We start from the raw sequence: 17416 nt of genomic DNA on the forward strand, positions 1-17416 counted from the left end.
CGGGTTAAGGGTCAAAAAGTGTGTCTGGCGTCGGCGTGTCGCTGGGGTTAGATCTGGCCTTTTTGGATGCCTGTTGAGTGGTTGTAGTTGGTGTCGATAGCGTTGTCGTAGAGGGCTGGTCGTCCTGTTTCGTGGTCGGCGCGGTTCTCGTCGTGGGTCAGGATCTGGACTTTGGCGAGTTGATCCTTTCCCCAGTTGGACTGTCTGGCGATCTTGATGGGGTCGTCAGGCAGTTCTGTTTTCAGATACAGCCACCAGTCGAGCATGCGGCGTTGGTGCTCGTTGGTGCGCCCGCGGTGGGCGTGGGCAAGTGCTTTGACTTGGGCGTTGATCCCGCCTTCAAGACTGTTGGTTGTGGCTTTGACTCGGGCGGGATCGAGTACGCCTTCGGGTGGGTCGAGGTAGACAAACAGCAGGTTGTTTCGCCACAGGTGATTGAGGCTGTTGTAGGCCTTGCGCACGTTTGCGTGGGTCCAGGTGGTGACCCACATTCCGGTTGCGGGGTCTTTGCTTCTGGTTTTCTCGTTCATCCATTTTTGGTAGATGGTGGAGAATTCATGCAGCTGCCCACCCCAGGTGGCGGCCTGGTCCAATGTGGTGATCTGGGTGAGGTTGAGCGCCAGCCGGTAGATCGTTTGTCCTGCGTCGGTGCGCGGGCGCGAGGTGGTGTGGCGGCGCACAACGCGTTGAGCGTGAACTAAGCAACGCTGCACTTTGGTAGTTGGCCAACACGTTTTGATCGCGCTTGCTGCGCCTTGCCCACCGTCGAGCACAACGATCAAGGGGGCGGGGATACGTGAGAGCAGGTGTTGGTAGTCGCGACTGGTTTCCCGGTAGCACCAGTGCCAGGCAATGACGTGGTCGATAGTTGCGGCGACGATAAGGCACCCGCCTGCGGTGTAGGTGCCGTCAATGAAGATCTGGTCGTAGACGCGCCCGGTGTGACTGATGGTGGGATCAGGCACGTCAACGAGCCAACACCAGGTGAAACGCCGTTTCAGTGTGGAGCGGCTCACGCCGAGTCGTTTCGCGGTGACCGAGAGGGTCTCCGTGGTGGTGCAGTGCGTGATGAATTGGGCGAACGTGGCGGCGTTGGTGACGTCGGGGCGTTTTTTGGAGGCGGAGAAGCCACAGGCTTTACACCGCCACCGGGTTGTGCCTTTAGATGTGGTGCCGTTGCGTTTCATTTCAGCGCCGCAGTGGCAGCGTGGTCGGTTCTTTGGCATTGGGCTACAACACCAAAAGCGCATACCACATCCCGATTGCCACACCGAGGATTTCGCCGACCCCAGCTCGGTATACGCCCTGGAAGCGTATACTTTCGCTGAAGAACGAGGTCAGGTCCCGGAAATCACCGATTCCGGACACACATTCTGACCCTTAACCCGCGCTTGGGGTGGGGGCGGGGTAGGGGAGCGTCGAGAAGCAAAATGCCCCAAAAAAACGCTTTCAGCTGGCGATTTGTGTTCTAAAACAGTATCGGGTTACTCTTTTCAAGGCTTCAACGGAGCGGGCCACACCGGAAGGTGAGGTTCACAACATAGAGGCTGTGCCCCCTTAGCTCAGTCGGCAGAGCGTTTCCATGGTAAGGAAAAGGTCGACAGTTCGATTCTGTCAGGGGGCTCTGTTGTTTGTCCGCCTAGTGCCACGGGCGCGAGCGGCGCGAACACATGGCGGTGTAGCTCAGTGGTAGAGCAAGCGACTCATAATCGCTGTGTCGAGAGTTCAATTCTCTCCATCGCTACTCACCTTGAAACGGGGGCCTAGGCGCCCGTGGTAGGGTCTAGGTGCATTGCGGACTGCTCCGCGGTGTCCTAGGGGCGTGGCGCAATTGGTAGCGCAACGGTCTCCAAAACCGTAGGTTGCAGGTTCGAGTCCTGTCGCCCCTGCAAGAACGTGGAAGTTGGAGGAGTTCTTTTGACTAATCCGAACGGTCAGACCCCCGCGCAGCCGACCGGCAAGCGTCAGCTGCAGGGGACTTCTCCTGTCTCATCCTCCTCGTACGAGGAGAAGCGCGCTCCCGCCAAGCAGGAGCGCGACGAGGACACCCCCGGGGGCGGGATCGGGGCATTCCCCGGCGAGGTGGCCTCGGAGATGAAGAAGGTGATCTGGCCCACCGGTCGCCAGATGCTCAACTACACGCTGATCGTGTTCGCCTTCCTCATCGTGACCACCCTGCTCATGTGGGGCACCGACCTGCTCGGCGCGAAGCTAGTTGAGTGGACCCTGATCCGCTAGCTATACTCACCCACGTACCAATTCCCGCCACCTCGGACGCCGAGGGAGGCGGGATACGTTTTAGGCTCACCTCATGCAAGGGTGGGTACGCTTACAACGCAGCAACGGGTAACCGAGTACGAGAGGAGCCGACCATGGCTGACGCGAAGAACGACGCGAAGAACAACGAGAGCAACCTCGAGCAGCGCGAGGAGAAGATGATCGCGGAGGGAGGCCCCGTGCAGCCCAGCACCGACCCGGAGCGCGAGGAGGAGGAAACCTCCAACTAGGGGGGAACACGCATGGATAACGAGCAGGACCTGAACGTGGAGCGCGAGGACCGCGACGGCCGCGACGGCCGCGACGGCGCCGCCGAGGCCGGCGCGCCGGAATCCGAGCTGGAGGCGGCGGCGGAGGCCGGCTACCTCGAGGACACCCCGGAGGGCGAGGCTGCCGAGGCCGAGCTTGAGACCGAGCCTGAGAGTGCCGAGGCCGCCGAGTCGATCACCGAGGTTGTCGAGGAGATCGAAGACAACCAGGAGATGATCGATGAGGGCGCGCCCGTGCAGCCCGAGACTGAGCCGCTGCTGGACACCTCCGCCGAGGTAGAGGCTGAGGTTGAGGAGGAGCCGATCCAGGACGGCGACTTGGCCGCGGCCGAGGCGGCGCTTGGCGGGGAGGCGGAGGAGAGCGACTCCGAGTACCGCCGCCGTCTGCGCGAGTACACCAAGGAGCTGAAGAAGCTCCCCGGCGAGTGGTACATCATCCAGTCCTACTCGGGCTACGAGAACAAGGTGAAGACCAACCTGGATATGCGTATCCAGACCCTCGAGGTGGAGGACTCCATCTTCGACGTGGTGGTGCCCATCGAGCAGGCCTTGGAGCTCAAAGACGGCAAGCGAAAGCTGGTCAAGCGCAAGCTGCTGCCGGGCTACGTGCTGGTGCGCATGGAAATGAACGACGCCGCCTGGTCCGTGGTCCGCGAGACCCCGGGCGTGACCAGCTTCGTGGGCAACGAGGGCAACGCCACCCCGGTCAAGCACCGCGACGTGGCCAAGTTCCTCATGCCCAAGACCGAGCCGGTTGCGGGCGAGAAGGCCGCGGCGAACGAGGATGGCGAGACCGTCATCGCGATGCCGGAGGAGGACAACGCGCCGAAGGTTGCGCACGACTACAAGGTGGGCGAGGCTGTGACCATCCTCTCCGGCGCGCTCGCCAGCGTCTCCGCCACCATCAACGCGATCGATCCGGAGACCGGCAAGATCGAGGCGCTCGTGTCCATCTTCGGCCGCGAGACCCCGGTGGAGCTCACCGCCGACCAGATCGAGCGGATCATCTAACACGTTTTTGCGTTCGCCCGCACCGACCGCGTAACATCAAGCGCCGCGCATGCCTGCATACAGGCTGCGCGGCGTTTTTTGATCGTTCATCCCCGGTGGCTGGGTCACTCCCGGCATCCGGAAGGCCCCGTTAAGCATCGTGGCGCGGCCTGTACCAAGGAAAAGAGGTAATCCGATGGCTAAGAAGAAGGTCAGCGGCCTGATCAAGCTGCAGATTGAGGCTGGCATGGCTAACCCGGCTCCGCCGGTCGGTCCGGCGCTGGGTGCGCACGGCGTGAACATCGTCGAGTTCACCAAGGCGTACAACGCGGCTACCGAGTCTATGCGCGGCAACATCATCCCGGTCGAGATCACGGTCTACGAGGACCGCTCCTTCGACTTCGTGCTGAAGTCCCCGCCGGCTGCGTCCCTGCTGCTGAAGGCCGCCGGCCTGCAGAAGGGCTCCGGCGTCCCGCACACCGACAAGGTGGGCAAGGTGACCTGGGAGCAGTGCAAGGAGATCGCCGAGACCAAGAAGAACGACCTCAACGCCCGCGACATCGAGGCTGGCGCCGCGATCATCGCCGGTACCGCCCGCTCCATGGGCATCGAGGTAGAGAAGTAGCACCTCGCTCACTTCTCGTGGCAGGGCCGTGCCAGGCCCGCTCACCACAATCCTGAAAGGAACACAACATGGCTACTAAGTCCAAGCACTACAACGAGCAGTCCTCCAAGGTTGACCGCGAGAAGCTCTACAGCCCTCTCGAGGCTGTGAAGCTCGCGCAGGAGACCTCGTCCAAGAACTACGACGCGACCATCGACGTGGCAATGCGCCTCTCTGTCGACCCGCGCAAGGCTGACCAGCTGGTCCGCGGCACCGTCAACCTGCCCAACGGCACCGGTAAGACCGTGCGCGTGGCCGTCTTCGCCGAGGGCGAGAACGCGACCAAGGCCCAGGAGGCCGGCGCGGACATCGTGGGCACCGACGAGCTGATCGAGCAGATCAACAACGGCCAGATCAACTTCGACGTGGCCATCGCCACCCCGGACCAGATGGCCAAGGTAGGCCGCGTCGCCCGCGTGCTCGGCCCCCGCGGCCTGATGCCGAACCCGAAGACCGGCACCGTCACCCCTGACGTGGCGAAGGCCGTGCAGGACTCCAAGGGCGGCAAGATCGCCTTCCGCGTGGACAAGGCCTCCAACCTCCACGCCCTGATCGGCAAGGCATCCTTCACCCCGGAGCAGCTCGCCCAGAACTACGGCGCGCTGCTGGACGAGGTGCTGCGCCTGAAGCCGGCGTCCGCCAAGGGCATCTACCTGAAGAAGATCACCGTGTCCGCCACGCAGGGCCCGGGCATCCAGGTTGACCCGTCCGTGCAGAAGAACTACACCGAGCAGGCGTAGCCCTTTAGCGCCCCGACGGCCCCAGCGCCCCCGCCCAGGAACTGCCCGGGTGGGGGCGCCGCTGCTTTTCTCAGAAGGGCGATTTGGAGTTTGCCGCCCGCCAGCGCTAGCATTACCGCTCGAAGTTTGAACGGGCTTTGGCCCGAGCTCAAGTTTCACCGAAGACCGTCGGCTACTCCCGGCGCAACAGCAACGGGAGTCGAAGGTATCCCCCTTCAAGGGGATCGGCCCACGCAGGAGAAACGTGGCACCTCTTAAACAAGACTGCCTCGTGCTTCTGCACGGGGCAGTTTTTGTTTCGGTACTCCGTTGGGGCTGGTTGGTTCCATCGGGAGCGTCGACAAGCAACTGCCCCGGGCGGATACAACAAGACAAGTATTGGAAGGAGGCGTGTGTCATGGCAAACCCGAAGAACGTTGCTGAGCTTGCAGAGCTGAAGGACAAGTTCGCAGGCTCCAGCGCTGTGTTCCTCACCGAGTACCGCGGTCTGACCGTGGGCCAGCTGCAGCAGCTGCGCGGTGAGCTCGGATTTGATGTTGAACTGCACGTCGCCAAGAACACCCTCGTGAAGATCGCTGCCAACGAGCAGGGCATTGAGGGTCTCGATGATCTCCTTGTCGGCCCGACCGCCGTCGCCTTCATCAAGGGCGACGCCACGGTTGACGCCGCGAAGGCGATGAAGAAGTTCGCCAGCGACAACGACGCGTTCGTTGTCAAGGGCGGCTACATGGACGGTAACCCCCTCGACGCAGCCCAGGTTGCTGCCGTCGCGGAGATGGACAACCGCGAGACCACCCTTGCCAAGCTCGCCGGCGCGTTCCAGGGCTCTCTGGCGAAGGCTGCCGGCCTGTTCCAGGCTCCGGCATCCAAGACGGCACGACTCGTTGCCGCGCTGCAGGACAAGCAGGAGGACGCCGCGTAAGCGGCGCCCGCACCAACAACTACACACCCCATTTACCGGCCGCATGCGGCGGCCGAAAGAAAGGATGCCATCATGGCTAAGCTCACCAAGGACGAGCTCATTGAGCAGTTCAAGGAAATGACCCTCATCGAGCTCTCCGAGTTCCTGAAGGAGTTCGAGGAGGTCTTCGACGTGACCGCTGCTGCTCCGGTTGCAGTTGCGGCCGCTCCGGGCGCTGCCGGCGGCGAGGCTGCTGCGGCTGAGGAGAAGGACGAGTTCGACGTCGTGCTGGAGAACGCCGGCGACAAGAAGATCGGCGTGATCAAGGTCGTGCGCGAGCTGGTTCCGGGCCTGGGCCTGAAGGACGCCAAGGAAATGGTCGAGGGTGCCCCGAAGGCCATCCTCGAGGGCGCCAGCAAGGACGACGCCGAGGCCGCCAAGACCAAGCTCGAAGAGGCCGGCGCTACCGTCACCCTCAAGTAAGAGCTTCTGCTTTTCAGCGTCACCCCCTCCGGTCGCAACCGCGAACGGAGGGGGTTTCGCGTTCCTCCCCTCGGCCGCCGATTGAGGGGGCTGCGGTAAGGTGCCTGCCATGCGGAAATCTCGGGCGCTCCCCGCGCTGCTTGTCGGACTCGGCATCGCCCTCATCGTGGGCGGGTTGCTCGCTCCGAGGGCATTGCTTATCGACGCCCGCTTTCCACTGTCCCTAACCAACACCACGTGGACCATGTCGGACCCGGACGGCGTGCGCGACGGGCGCCGCGAGCCGGTGGTGCGGCAGCTGCACATGGAGGTGCGCAACCCCTCCGACGGGGACACGGTGAACGTGCGCGTGGGCGACTCCCTGCGCGCGGGCGTGGCCGGCGCCGACTTTGACAACCTGGTGTCCGCCTCCACCTGGGCCTTCGCCTTCGACCGCGTGACCGGCGAGGTGCCCGAGCCCGCCAGCGCGCAGCTGGTGATGGCCATGCCCGCTGCCGAGGTGCCCGTCGAGGGCGTGTGGTTGAAGTTCCCCGTGGACGTGGAGCAGCGCAGCTACGACGTCTTCGACCCGGTGCTGCGCGGAGCGGCTCCCGCCGAGTTTGTGGGCGAGGACGAGCTGGAGGGGCGCAGCGTGTACCGCTTCCACCAGCGCATCGCGCCTACCAACCTGGCGCAGCGCTTCGCCGACGAGCGCAACACCACGTACGTGGAGGGGCCCGGCGGGGAGCCGGTGCGCGCCTTCCTCTTCCACTCCGCCGAGCGCGTGCTGACGGTGGATCAGGTGAGCGGCCTCGTGGTGGGCATCGATGAGAAGGTGGATGACTACTACGGCGACGCGCAGGGCCGCGGCATCCGCAACGTGGTGACGTACGACGCGCGTGCGGACGAAGCCCAGGTGCGCGCCCTGCTCGGGGAGCTGGCCGGCGTGGAGCCTGAGTCCCGCGGCCGCTCGATCTCCTGGGCCGTCGCGGCCGCCGGCGCGCTGCTCGCACTGGTGGGGCTTGCCATGGCCGCGGCTCGGCGTCGCTCCCGCGAGACCCGCCCGCCGCGGCACGCGCGCTGATTTCCCGCGCGGGCGGCTGGTGGTGGTAGGCTTCCGGCTACATCGCGCAGCGGCGCCCCGGACGGCTATACGGGGCGGCGGCGCGGGAAGAGGCGCTGGGGTGGGTGCCCTTTACAAGCGCACGATTGTGGTATAGGCTAACTCGTTGCGCTGGAAGCCGTCTCCAGTGTGCGCGCAAACCTTGCTCGAGCGGTTTTACACACCGATTTGACAAGGTGATTTTGTTGTCTCTGGGGGCGGGTCTTCCGAAGCAGACCAAATGCTAATTTAACCAGCGGAAACGCCGCGATCTTGCTGTGCCAGAGCAGGGTGTACGCGGCGTCCGCCTGAGGTGCTGGAAGGACCCAAAACTTGGCAGTCTCAAACCAGACCATGAACCAGACCAGGTCAGTGGCTGAAATCCCCGGGGCGCCCGAGCGCTACTCGTTCGCCAAAATCGCCGAGCCCATCTCCGTCCCGGGTCTCCTCGACGTGCAGCTCGAATCCTTCGCGTGGCTCGTGGGCACGCCGGAGTGGCGCGAGCGCGAGCAGGAGCTGCGCGGCGACGCGGCGCGCGTGACGAGCGGCCTCGAGGACATCCTCGAGGAGATCTCCCCGATCCAGGACTACTCGGGCAACATGAGCCTGTCCCTGTCGGAGCCGCGCTTCGAGGACGTGAAGTACTCCATCGAGGAGGCGAAGGACAAGGACATCAACTACTCCGCGCCCCTCTACGTCACCGCGGAGTTCATCAACAACGAAACGCAGGAGATCAAGTCCCAGACCGTCTTCATCGGCGACTTCCCGCTGATGACGGACAAGGGCACCTTCATTGTTAACGGCACCGAGCGTGTCGTGGTCTCCCAGCTCGTGCGCTCACCGGGCGTGTACTTCGATGAGACGATTGATAAGTCCACCGAGCGCCCGCTGCACTCCGTGAAGGTCATCCCGTCCCGCGGCGCCTGGCTCGAGTTCGACGTGGACAAGCGCGACACCGTGGGCGTGCGCATCGACCGCAAGCGCCGCCAGCCGGTGACCGTGCTCCTGAAGGCCCTGGGCTGGACCACCGAGCAGATCACGGAGCGCTTCGGCTTCTCCGAGATCATGATGGCCACCCTGGAGTCCGACGGCGTGGCCAACACCGACGAGGCCCTGCTGGAGATCTACCGCAAGCAGCGCCCAGGCGAGCAGCCGACGCGCGACTTGGCGCAGTCCCTGCTGGAGAACGCCTTCTTCAAGGCCAAGCGCTACGACCTTGCGCGCGTGGGCCGCTACAAGGTCAACCGCAAGCTGGGCCTGGGCGGGGACCACGAGGGTCTGATGACGCTGACCGAGGAGGACATCGCCACCACCCTCGAGTACCTCGTGCGCCTGCACGCCGGGGAGACCGAGATGAAGGCGCCGAACGGCGACATGATCCCGATCAGCACCGACGACATTGACCACTTTGGCAACCGCCGCCTGCGCACCGTGGGCGAGCTGATCCAGAACCAGGTCCGCGTTGGCCTGTCCCGCATGGAGCGCGTGGTCCGCGAGCGCATGACCACCCAGGACGCGGAGTCCATCACCCCGACGTCCCTGATCAACGTGCGCCCGGTCTCCGCCGCCATCCGCGAGTTCTTCGGCACCTCCCAGCTGTCGCAGTTCATGGACCAGAACAATTCCCTGTCCGGCCTGACCCACAAGCGCCGCCTGTCCGCGCTGGGCCCGGGCGGCCTCTCGCGCGAGCGCGCCGGCATCGAGGTGCGAGACGTGCACCCGTCCCACTACGGCCGCATGTGCCCGATCGAGACCCCCGAGGGCCCGAACATCGGCCTGATCGGCGCGCTCGCGTCCTACGCGCGCGTGAACCCCTTCGGCTTCATCGAGACGCCGTACCAGAAGGTGGACAACGGCCAGCTCACCGACCAGATCGACTACCTCACCGCCGACGAGGAGGACCGCTACGCCATCGCGCAGGCGGCCACCCCGATGGATAAGGACCGCAACCTCACCGGCGAGCGCATCGAGGTGCGCCTGAAGGACGGCGACATCGGCGTGGTCGGCCCGCAGGGCGTGGACTACCTGGACATTTCCCCGCGCCAGATGGTGTCCGTGGCCACCGCCATGATTCCGTTCCTGGAGCACGACGACGCGAACCGTGCCCTCATGGGTGCGAACATGCAGAAGCAGGCCGTGCCCCTGCTGCGCTCCGAGGCGGCCTACGTGGCCACCGGTATGGAGCAGCGCGCGGCGTACGACGCGGGCGACACGGTGATTACCAAGAAGGCCGGCGTGATTGAGAACGTCACGGGCGATTTCATCACCGTGATGGACGACGAGGGCGTGCGCGACACCTACATGCTGCGCACCTTCGAGCGCACCAACCAGGGCACCTGCTACAACCAGACCCCGATTGTGAGCCAGGGCGAGCGCGTCGAGGCCGGCCAGGTCATCGCCGACGGCCCGGGCACCAAGAACGGCGAGATGGCGCTCGGCCGCAACCTGCTCGTGGCGTTCATGCCGTGGGAGGGCCACAACTACGAGGACGCCATCATCCTCAACCAGCGCGTGGTGGAGGAGGACATCCTCACCTCCGTGCACATCGAGGAGCACGAGATCGACGCCCGCGACACCAAGCTGGGTGCCGAGGAGATCACCCGCGAGATCCCGAACGTGTCCGAGGACGTGCTGAAGGACCTGGACGAGCGCGGCATCATCCGCATCGGTGCGGACGTGCGCGACGGCGACATCCTGGTGGGCAAGGTCACCCCGAAGGGCGAGACCGAGCTGACCCCGGAGGAGCGCCTGCTGCGCGCCATCTTCGGCGAGAAGGCCCGCGAGGTGCGCGATACCTCCCTGAAGGTGCCGCACGGCGAGACCGGCAAGGTTATCGCGGTGCGCCGCTTCTCCCGCGAGGACGATGACGATCTGGCCCCGGGCGTGAACGAGATGATCCGCGTCTACGTTGCTCAGAAGCGCAAGATCCAGGATGGCGACAAGATGGCTGGCCGCCACGGCAACAAGGGTGTCGTGGGCAAGATCCTCCCGCAGGAGGACATGCCGTTCATGGCGGACGGCACCCCGGTGGACATCATCTTGAATACCCACGGCGTGCCGCGCCGTATGAACATCGGCCAGGTCCTCGAGGTGCACCTGGGCTGGCTGGCCAAGGCCGGCTGGACCGTGAACCCGGACGACCCGAAGAACGCCAAGCTGCTGGAGACCCTGCCGGAGCACCTCTACGACGTGCCGGCCGAGTCCCTGACCGCCACCCCGGTGTTCGACGGCGCGACGAACGAGGAGATCGCGGGCCTGCTCGCGAACTCCAAGCCGAACCGCGACGGCGACGTGATGGTGGACGGCAACGGCAAGACCACGCTGTTCGACGGCCGCTCGGGCGAGCCGTACAAGTACCCGATCTCGGTGGGCTACATGTACATGCTCAAGCTGCACCACCTCGTGGACGAGAAGATCCACGCCCGCTCCACCGGCCCGTACTCCATGATTACCCAGCAGCCGCTGGGTGGTAAGGCCCAGTTCGGTGGCCAGCGCTTCGGCGAGATGGAGGTGTGGGCGATGCAGGCGTACGGCGCCGCCTACACCCTGCAGGAGCTGCTCACCATCAAGTCGGACGACGTGGTTGGCCGCGTGAAGGTGTACGAGGCCATTGTGAAGGGCGACAACATCCCGGATCCGGGCATTCCGGAGTCCTTCAAGGTGTTGCTGAAGGAGCTGCAGTCCCTCTGCCTGAACGTGGAGGTGCTCTCCACCGACGGCACCCCGATGGAGCTCGACGGCGACGACGACGAATTCGACCAGGCAGGATCCTCCCTCGGCATTAACCTCTCGCGCGACGAGGGGTCCGCGGCGGATACGGCCTAGCGCCAGGTTCGAAGGGGGCGTCGGCAAGCAATTGCTTCTCGACGCAACCCTTTCGAAAAACGAACTAGCACTAATAAACGAACACCCTTCCGAACGTGGAAGGTGAAAGGGATATTTACGTGTTTGACGTAAACCTCTTCGACGAGCTTCGCATCGGCCTGGCCACCGCCGACGACATCCGTCGTTGGTCCCACGGCGAGGTAAAGAAGCCGGAGACCATCAACTACCGCACCCTGAAGCCGGAGAAGGACGGCCTGTTCTGCGAGCGCATCTTCGGTCCGACCCGCGACTGGGAGTGCGCCTGCGGCAAGTACAAGCGCGTGCGCTACAAGGGCATCATCTGCGAGCGCTGCGGCGTCGAGGTGACCAAGTCCAAGGTGCGCCGCGAGCGCATGGGCCACATCGAGCTGGCCGCGCCCGTGACCCACATCTGGTACTTCAAGGGCGTGCCCTCGCGCCTCGGCTACCTGCTGGACCTGGCGCCGAAGGACCTCGAGCGCATCATCTACTTCGCCGCCAACATCATCACCTCCGTGGACGATGAGGCCCGCCACAACGACATGTCCACCCTCGAGGCGGAGATGATCCTGGAGAAGAAGGAAGTTGAGGCGGACGCCAACTCCGAGATCGCGGAGCGCGCGCAGAAGCTGGAGGAGGACCTCGCCGAGCTCGAGGCCGCCGGCGCGACCGCCGCTGCCCGCAAGAAGGTGCAGAACGCCGCGGACAAGGAGATGCAGCACATCCGCGAGGCGGGTGAGCGCGAGGTGGAGCGCCTGGACGAGATCTGGACCACCTTTACCAAGCTCGCGCCGAAGCAAATGATCATCGACGAGAACCTCTACGAGGAGCTCGTGGACCGCTACGAGGACTACTTCACCGGCGGCATGGGCGCCGAGGCGATCCAGACCCTGATCCGCGGCTTCGACCTCGACGCCGAGGCCGAGGAGCTGCGCACCATCATCGCCGAGGGCAAGGGCCAGAAGAAGGTTCGCGCGCTGAAGCGCCTGAAGGTTGTCGCCGCGTTCCAGCGCTCCGGCAATGACCCGGCCGGCATGATCCTGGACGCGATTCCGGTGATCCCGCCGGAGCTGCGCCCGATGGTGCAGCTCGACGGTGGCCGCTTCGCCACCTCGGACCTGAACGACCTGTACCGCCGCGTGATCAACCGCAACAACCGCCTCAAGCGCATGATCGACCTCGGCGCGCCCGAGATCATCGTGAACAACGAGAAGCGCATGCTGCAGGAGTCCGTGGACGCGCTGTTCGACAACGGCCGTCGCGGCCGCCCCGTCACCGGCCCGGGCAACCGCCCGCTGAAGTCCCTGTCCGACCTGCTCAAGGGCAAGCAGGGCCGCTTCCGCCAGAACCTGCTGGGTAAGCGCGTGGACTACTCCGGCCGTTCCGTGATCATCGTCGGCCCGCAGCTGCAGCTGCACGAGTGCGGCCTGCCGAAGCTGATGGCGCTCGAGCTGTTCAAGCCGTTTGTGATGAAGCGCCTGGTGGACAATGACTACGCGCAGAACATCAAGAGCGCCAAGCGCATGGTGGAGCGCCAGCGCCCCGAGGTGTGGGACGTGCTCGAGGAGGCCATCTCCGAGCACCCGGTGCTGCTCAACCGCGCGCCGACCCTGCACCGCCTGGGCATCCAGGCCTTCGAGCCGAAGCTGGTCGAGGGTAAGGCCATCCAGCTGCACCCGCTGGCGTGCGAGGCCTTCAACGCCGACTTCGACGGCGACCAGATGGCTGTGCACCTGCCGCTGTCCGCCGAGGCGCAGGCCGAGGCCCGCGTGCTCATGCTGTCCTCCAACAACATCCTGTCCCCGGCGTCCGGTAAGCCCCTGGCCATGCCGCGCCTGGACATGGTCACCGGCCTCTACTTCCTCACCATGCTCAAGGGCGAGGACGAGATCGGCGGCGAGGGCGCGTACAAGCCGGCCGACGAGCAGGGCCCGGCACGCGGCGTGTACTCCTCCTACCGCGAGGCCATCATGGCGTACGACCGCGGCGTGCTCGGCCTGCAGGCGCCGATCCAGGTGCGCATCGACCACCTGCGCCCGACGCCGGAGATCGAGCTTGAGCAGTTCCCGGACGGCTGGTCCAAGGGCCAGCCGTGGATGACCACCACCACGCTCGGCCGCATCATGTTCAACGAGCTGCTGCCGTTCAACTTCCCGTACCAGGAAGGCGCGATGGTGCGTAAGGGCGGCGGCTCCGGCAAGGTGCTTTTGGGCGACATCATCCAGTCCATGGTGGAGAAGTACCCCATGATCACCGTTGCGCAGGTGCTGGACAAGATGAAGGACGCCGGCTTCTACTGGGCCACCCGCTCCGGCGTGACCATCACCATGTCCGACGTGCTGGTGCTCCCGAACAAGACCGAGGTCCTGGAGGAGTACGAGCGCGAGGCCGAGGAGATCGAGCGCAAGTTCTGGGAGAAGGGCGCGCTGACCGAGGAGAACCGCTACGACCGCCTGGTCGAGCTGTGGCAGGACGCCACCAACAAGGTGGGTCAGGCCGTGGAGGACCTCTACCCGGACGACAACCCGATCCCGATGATTGTGAAGTCCGGCGCGGCCGGCAACATGCGCCAGATCTGGACACTGGCCGGTATGAAGGGCATGGTTGTGAACTCGCGCGGCGAGTACATCACCCGCCCGATCAAGACCTCCTTCCGCGAAGGCCTGAGCGTGATGGAGTACTTCAACAACTCCCACGGTTCCCGCAAGGGCCTGGCCGATACCGCGCTGCGCACCGCCGACTCCGGCTACCTCACCCGCCGTCTGGTGGATGTGGCGCAGGACGTCATCGTGCGCGAGGACGACTGCGGCACCCACCAGGGTGTGCGCGTGCCGGTGGCGGAGGCCGCGGGCGATGCCTTCGTGCGCCACGACTTGGTGGAGACCTCCGTCTCCGGCCGCGTCCTGGCCGCCGATGCCACCGATGCCGACGGCAACGTGGTGCTCGAGGCCGGCACCGAACTGTCCGAGGAGCGTATCGACGCCCTCGTGGCGGCCGGCGTGACCGACGTGAAGGTGCGCTCCGTGCTCACCTGCCAGACCCCGACCGGTGTGTGCGCGAAGTGCTACGGCAAGTCCATGGCCTCCGGCCAGCTGGTGGACATCGGCGAGGCCGTGGGCATCGTCGCCGCCCAGTCCATTGGTGAGCCTGGTACGCAGCTGACCATGCGTACCTTCCACCAGGGTGGTGTCGGCGGCGACATCACCGGTGGTCTGCCCCGCGTGCAGGAGCTGTTCGAGGCTCGCGTGCCGAAGAACCGCGCACCGATCGCGTCGGCGGCCGGCACCATCACTCTGGAGGACGAGGGCAACTTCTGGACGCTGACCATCCACCCGGATGACGGCTCGGACGACGTGGTCTACGAGAAGCTGTCCAAGCGCCAGGGCCTGGCCCAGGTGCGCCGCCCGATGGAGTCCAACCCGGACGCCTACATCGAGCGCACCCTGCGCGAGGGCGACCACGTCGAGGTGGGCGAGCGCCTCCTGCGCGGCGCCGCCGACCCGCACGACGTGCTCGAGGTCCTCGGCCGCCGCGGCGTGGAGAAGCACCTGATCAACGAGGTGCAGGCCGTGTACCGCACCCAGGGTGTGTCCATCCACGACAAGCACATCGAGATCATCATCCGCCAGATGCTGCGCCGCGGCACCGTCATCGACTCGGGCACCACCGAGTTCCTGCCGGGCACCCTGGTCGACCTCTCCGAGGCGCGCCAGGTCAACGCCGCGGCAGTGGCGGACGGCGGCGAGCCGGCGGAGATGCGCTCCGAGATCATGGGCATCACCAAGGCATCGCTGGCAACCGAGTCCTGGCTGTCCGCGGCCTCCTTCCAGGAGACCACCCGCGTGCTCACCGACGCCGCGATCAACAAGCGCTCCGACAAGCTCATCGGCCTGAAGGAGAACGTGATCATCGGTAAGTTGATCCCGGCCGGTACCGGCATCTCGCGCTACCGCAACATCCAGGTCAAGCCGACCGAGGCGGCCCGCTCCGCGGCCTACTCGATCCCGAGCTTCGGCGATTCGATCTACGGCGACGAGGGCTACGGCGAGTTCACCGGCGCCTCCGTGCCGCTGGACGAGTACGGCTTCGACCAGATCTAGCCCACTGGCACTGTAGCTAGGTCTGCTTCAAAAGGGCGGGTTCCCCACTTCAGGGGCCCGCCCTTTCGCATGTTTGCTTATCGACGCCAATTCCACCCGCCGCGCGACTCCGACCCTCAGCCCACCTCGGCGTCGCGCGCGGCGCGGATAACTTCAACACCTCCCATCAAGGAGAAGCCGGAGATGGTGATCGACGGCGCGTTGGGGGGAAGCTCGGATTGGGGCACGGTCACGCTCGGGTGGTCGACGATGCCGAAGCCGCCCATGATTGCGGCGCCCTCGCTCTTGACGCGGACGTCCTCGGGAACGACCACGCGCCCCCCGCCCATGACCGCCGCGACACGTATCGACGTGTGCGCGGAGCTTAAGCGTGCGCGCTGGAGGTTGAGGTCGGTGCCGCCCATGAACGCGATGGAGAGGTGGCTGGGTGCGATGAGCCAGTCGCCGTGGTGCTCAACTCCGCCCATGACTGCGAATGAGGTGGCTACGCCGCCGGGTTCGCCGGTGGGGAGGACGGGGTGGGTGGAAGTGACGTCGGCAAGCGTGGGCTCCGCTATGTCGAGGTCTGCGATGAGCGGGATAAGGTCGTCGTGGAAGGTCGCGCGCCACGCGGCGGCGGAGCGCTCGTCGAACTCCTGCGTGCTGAGCTGGCCGTCGGAGTACGCGGCGGTGAGGGTGTCAACGGCGTGCTGGCGTGCGACCTGGGAGACGCGTTTGCGGGGGAGGTTGTCGCTGTGTGGCTGGCTCATACTTTGAGTGTACTAAGCAACCGGGGCAGGGGATTTGCCTGTTGTGGCCGCGCTGTAGTACTTTGAGCAAGGTTTCGTTCGCGCGTGCGCGGTACGAAGTTTCAGAACTCCATGCGGCACCCGCCGCGTGCGTTGGTTCGTGCAGACGGAAGGGCCCCGCAAAGAGCCCCCATTTTTGCATGTACGGGCGCGTGCGCTGGCCGCAGACACAGAAAAGAGTGTGAATGCCTACTATTCAGCAGCTGGTCCGCAAGGGCCGCCACGATAAGAAGACCAAGGTCGCTACGGCCGCCCTGAAGGGCTCCCCGCAGCGCCGCGGCGTGTGCACCCGCGTGTACACCACCACCCCGAAGAAGCCGAACTCCGCACTGCGCAAGGTCGCCCGTGTGCGCCTGACCTCCGGTGTCGAGGTTTCCGCCTACATCCCGGGCGAGGGCCACAACCTGCAGGAGCACTCCATGGTGCTCGTGCGCGGCGGTCGTGTGAAGGACCTGCCGGGTGTGCGTTACAAGATCATCCGCGGCGCGCTGGATACCCAGGGTGTCAAGGACCGCAAGCAGGCTCGCTCCCGTTACGGCGCGAAGAAGGGACAGTAAAGAATCATGCGTAAGCAGCAAGCTCCGAAGCGTCCCGTTGTTAAGGATCCGGTGTACAACTCCGAACTGGTCACCCAGCTCGTGAACAAGGTCCTCCTGGACGGCAAGAAGTCCACCGCCGAGCGCATCGTCTACGGTGCCCTCGAGATGTGCCGCGAGAAGACCGGCACCGACCCGGTGGGCACCCTCGAGAAGGCCCTCGGCAACATCCGCCCGGATCTCGAGGTCCGCTCCCGCCGCGTGGGTGGCGCCACCTACCAGGTGCCGGTGAAGGTCGAGCCGTCGCGCTCGAACACCCTCGCCCTGCGCTGGATGGTCACCTTCACCCGCCAGCGCCGCGAGAACTCCATGACCGAGCGTCTCGCCAACGAGATCCTGGATGCATCCAACGGTCTCGGCGCATCCGTGAAGCGCCGCGAGGACACCCACAAGATGGCCGAGGCCAACCGCGCCTTCGCCCACTACCGCTGGTAGTTCTGGCTCCCGTTCGCACGCATGCCGACCCGGTGGACAATGTGCCCGCGCCCCGCGCAGGCCTCATGCCGCCCCCTTGCGGGGCTGTGAGTTGCCACCGGGTCGGACGTGTATGCGCCGGACTTCACGCTGCTACTTAGGCTAAGTAGTGGAATAATCGATCAAGGACAATATCCGCTATAGGCGCCGCCGGCCCCGGGCAACCGGGAGGGCGGCGGCGCCGACAACGTAAAAGTTGGGGTAATAAAC

The 17416-nt window shown here is 65.3% G+C and carries 14 protein-coding genes and 3 tRNA genes; 15 read left to right on the plus strand and 2 right to left on the minus strand.

Annotated elements, in window-relative coordinates; genetic code table 11:
* Window positions 1-47 precede the first annotated feature (47 nt).
* Window positions 48-1226, minus strand: coding sequence for an IS1249 family transposase (locus tag BN4252_RS08570; protein WP_066529075.1), 1179 nt, complete (start codon window positions 1224-1226; stop codon window positions 48-50).
* A gap of 325 nt (window positions 1227-1551) precedes the next feature.
* Between BN4252_RS08570 and BN4252_RS08575 the strand changes: the two genes are divergently transcribed.
* The 13 genes from BN4252_RS08575 (at window position 1552) to BN4252_RS08630 (ending at window position 15348) form a co-directional block, all read left to right on the plus strand.
* Window positions 1552-1624, plus strand: a tRNA-Thr gene (locus BN4252_RS08575).
* Window positions 1625-1672: 48 nt separating this feature from the next.
* Window positions 1673-1744: transfer RNA gene (locus BN4252_RS08580), tRNA-Met, on the plus strand.
* Window positions 1745-1816: 72 nt separating this feature from the next.
* Window positions 1817-1889, plus strand: a tRNA-Trp gene (locus BN4252_RS08585).
* Between the two features lie 28 nt (window positions 1890-1917).
* Window positions 1918-2238 (plus strand): preprotein translocase subunit SecE, encoded by a 321-nt coding sequence (gene secE / locus BN4252_RS08590; RefSeq protein WP_066529405.1) that lies wholly within the window; start codon window positions 1918-1920, stop codon window positions 2236-2238.
* Between the two features lie 134 nt (window positions 2239-2372).
* On the plus strand, window positions 2373-2507 hold the full coding sequence (locus BN4252_RS11555; RefSeq protein ID WP_262360155.1) for a hypothetical protein: 135 nt from the start codon (window positions 2373-2375) through the stop codon (window positions 2505-2507).
* Between the two features lie 252 nt (window positions 2508-2759).
* Window positions 2760-3557, plus strand: coding sequence for a transcription termination/antitermination protein NusG (gene nusG / locus BN4252_RS08595; protein WP_066530797.1), 798 nt, complete (start codon window positions 2760-2762; stop codon window positions 3555-3557).
* Between the two features lie 175 nt (window positions 3558-3732).
* Window positions 3733-4161, plus strand: a complete 429-nt coding sequence (gene rplK / locus BN4252_RS08600) for a 50S ribosomal protein L11 (RefSeq protein WP_066529408.1) — start codon at window positions 3733-3735, stop codon at window positions 4159-4161.
* A gap of 68 nt (window positions 4162-4229) precedes the next feature.
* Window positions 4230-4940, plus strand: coding sequence for a 50S ribosomal protein L1 (rplA, locus tag BN4252_RS08605; protein ID WP_066529415.1), 711 nt, complete (start codon window positions 4230-4232; stop codon window positions 4938-4940).
* Between the two features lie 397 nt (window positions 4941-5337).
* Window positions 5338-5862, plus strand: a complete 525-nt coding sequence (rplJ, locus tag BN4252_RS08610; RefSeq protein ID WP_066529418.1) for a 50S ribosomal protein L10 — start codon at window positions 5338-5340, stop codon at window positions 5860-5862.
* Window positions 5863-5934: 72 nt separating this feature from the next.
* Window positions 5935-6324 (plus strand): 50S ribosomal protein L7/L12, encoded by a 390-nt coding sequence (rplL, locus tag BN4252_RS08615; RefSeq protein ID WP_066529422.1) that lies wholly within the window; start codon window positions 5935-5937, stop codon window positions 6322-6324.
* 109 nt (window positions 6325-6433) lie between these two features.
* Window positions 6434-7387: a DUF3068 domain-containing protein gene (locus tag BN4252_RS08620; protein ID WP_066529425.1), complete on the plus strand. Its 954-nt coding sequence runs from the start codon at window positions 6434-6436 to the stop codon at window positions 7385-7387.
* A 372-nt stretch (window positions 7388-7759) separates the two neighbouring features.
* Entirely contained in the window at window positions 7760-11230 is a 3471-nt protein-coding gene (gene rpoB / locus BN4252_RS08625) for a DNA-directed RNA polymerase subunit beta (protein ID WP_066529428.1), read from the plus strand.
* A gap of 119 nt (window positions 11231-11349) precedes the next feature.
* Window positions 11350-15348 carry a DNA-directed RNA polymerase subunit beta' gene (locus tag BN4252_RS08630; protein ID WP_066529432.1) on the plus strand — a complete coding sequence of 1333 codons (3999 nt, stop codon included), beginning with the start codon at window positions 11350-11352 and terminating at the stop codon, window positions 15346-15348.
* A 116-nt stretch (window positions 15349-15464) separates the two neighbouring features.
* Here BN4252_RS08630 and BN4252_RS08635 read toward each other — a convergent pair whose 3' ends face one another.
* Window positions 15465-16097: a DUF1707 SHOCT-like domain-containing protein gene (locus tag BN4252_RS08635; RefSeq protein ID WP_066529435.1), complete on the minus strand. Its 633-nt coding sequence runs from the start codon at window positions 16095-16097 to the stop codon at window positions 15465-15467.
* A 224-nt stretch (window positions 16098-16321) separates the two neighbouring features.
* Between BN4252_RS08635 and rpsL the strand changes: the two genes are divergently transcribed.
* Both rpsL and rpsG read left to right on the plus strand, forming a co-directional pair.
* Window positions 16322-16693, plus strand: a complete 372-nt coding sequence (gene rpsL, locus BN4252_RS08640) for a 30S ribosomal protein S12 (protein WP_066529438.1) — start codon at window positions 16322-16324, stop codon at window positions 16691-16693.
* A 3-nt stretch (window positions 16694-16696) separates the two neighbouring features.
* Window positions 16697-17167: a 30S ribosomal protein S7 gene (gene rpsG, locus BN4252_RS08645; RefSeq protein ID WP_066529444.1), complete on the plus strand. Its 471-nt coding sequence runs from the start codon at window positions 16697-16699 to the stop codon at window positions 17165-17167.
* Window positions 17168-17416 lie beyond the last annotated feature (249 nt).

This window comes from Corynebacterium bouchesdurhonense (genome assembly GCF_900078305.2).
Taxonomy (GTDB): domain Bacteria; phylum Actinomycetota; class Actinomycetes; order Mycobacteriales; family Mycobacteriaceae; genus Corynebacterium; species Corynebacterium bouchesdurhonense.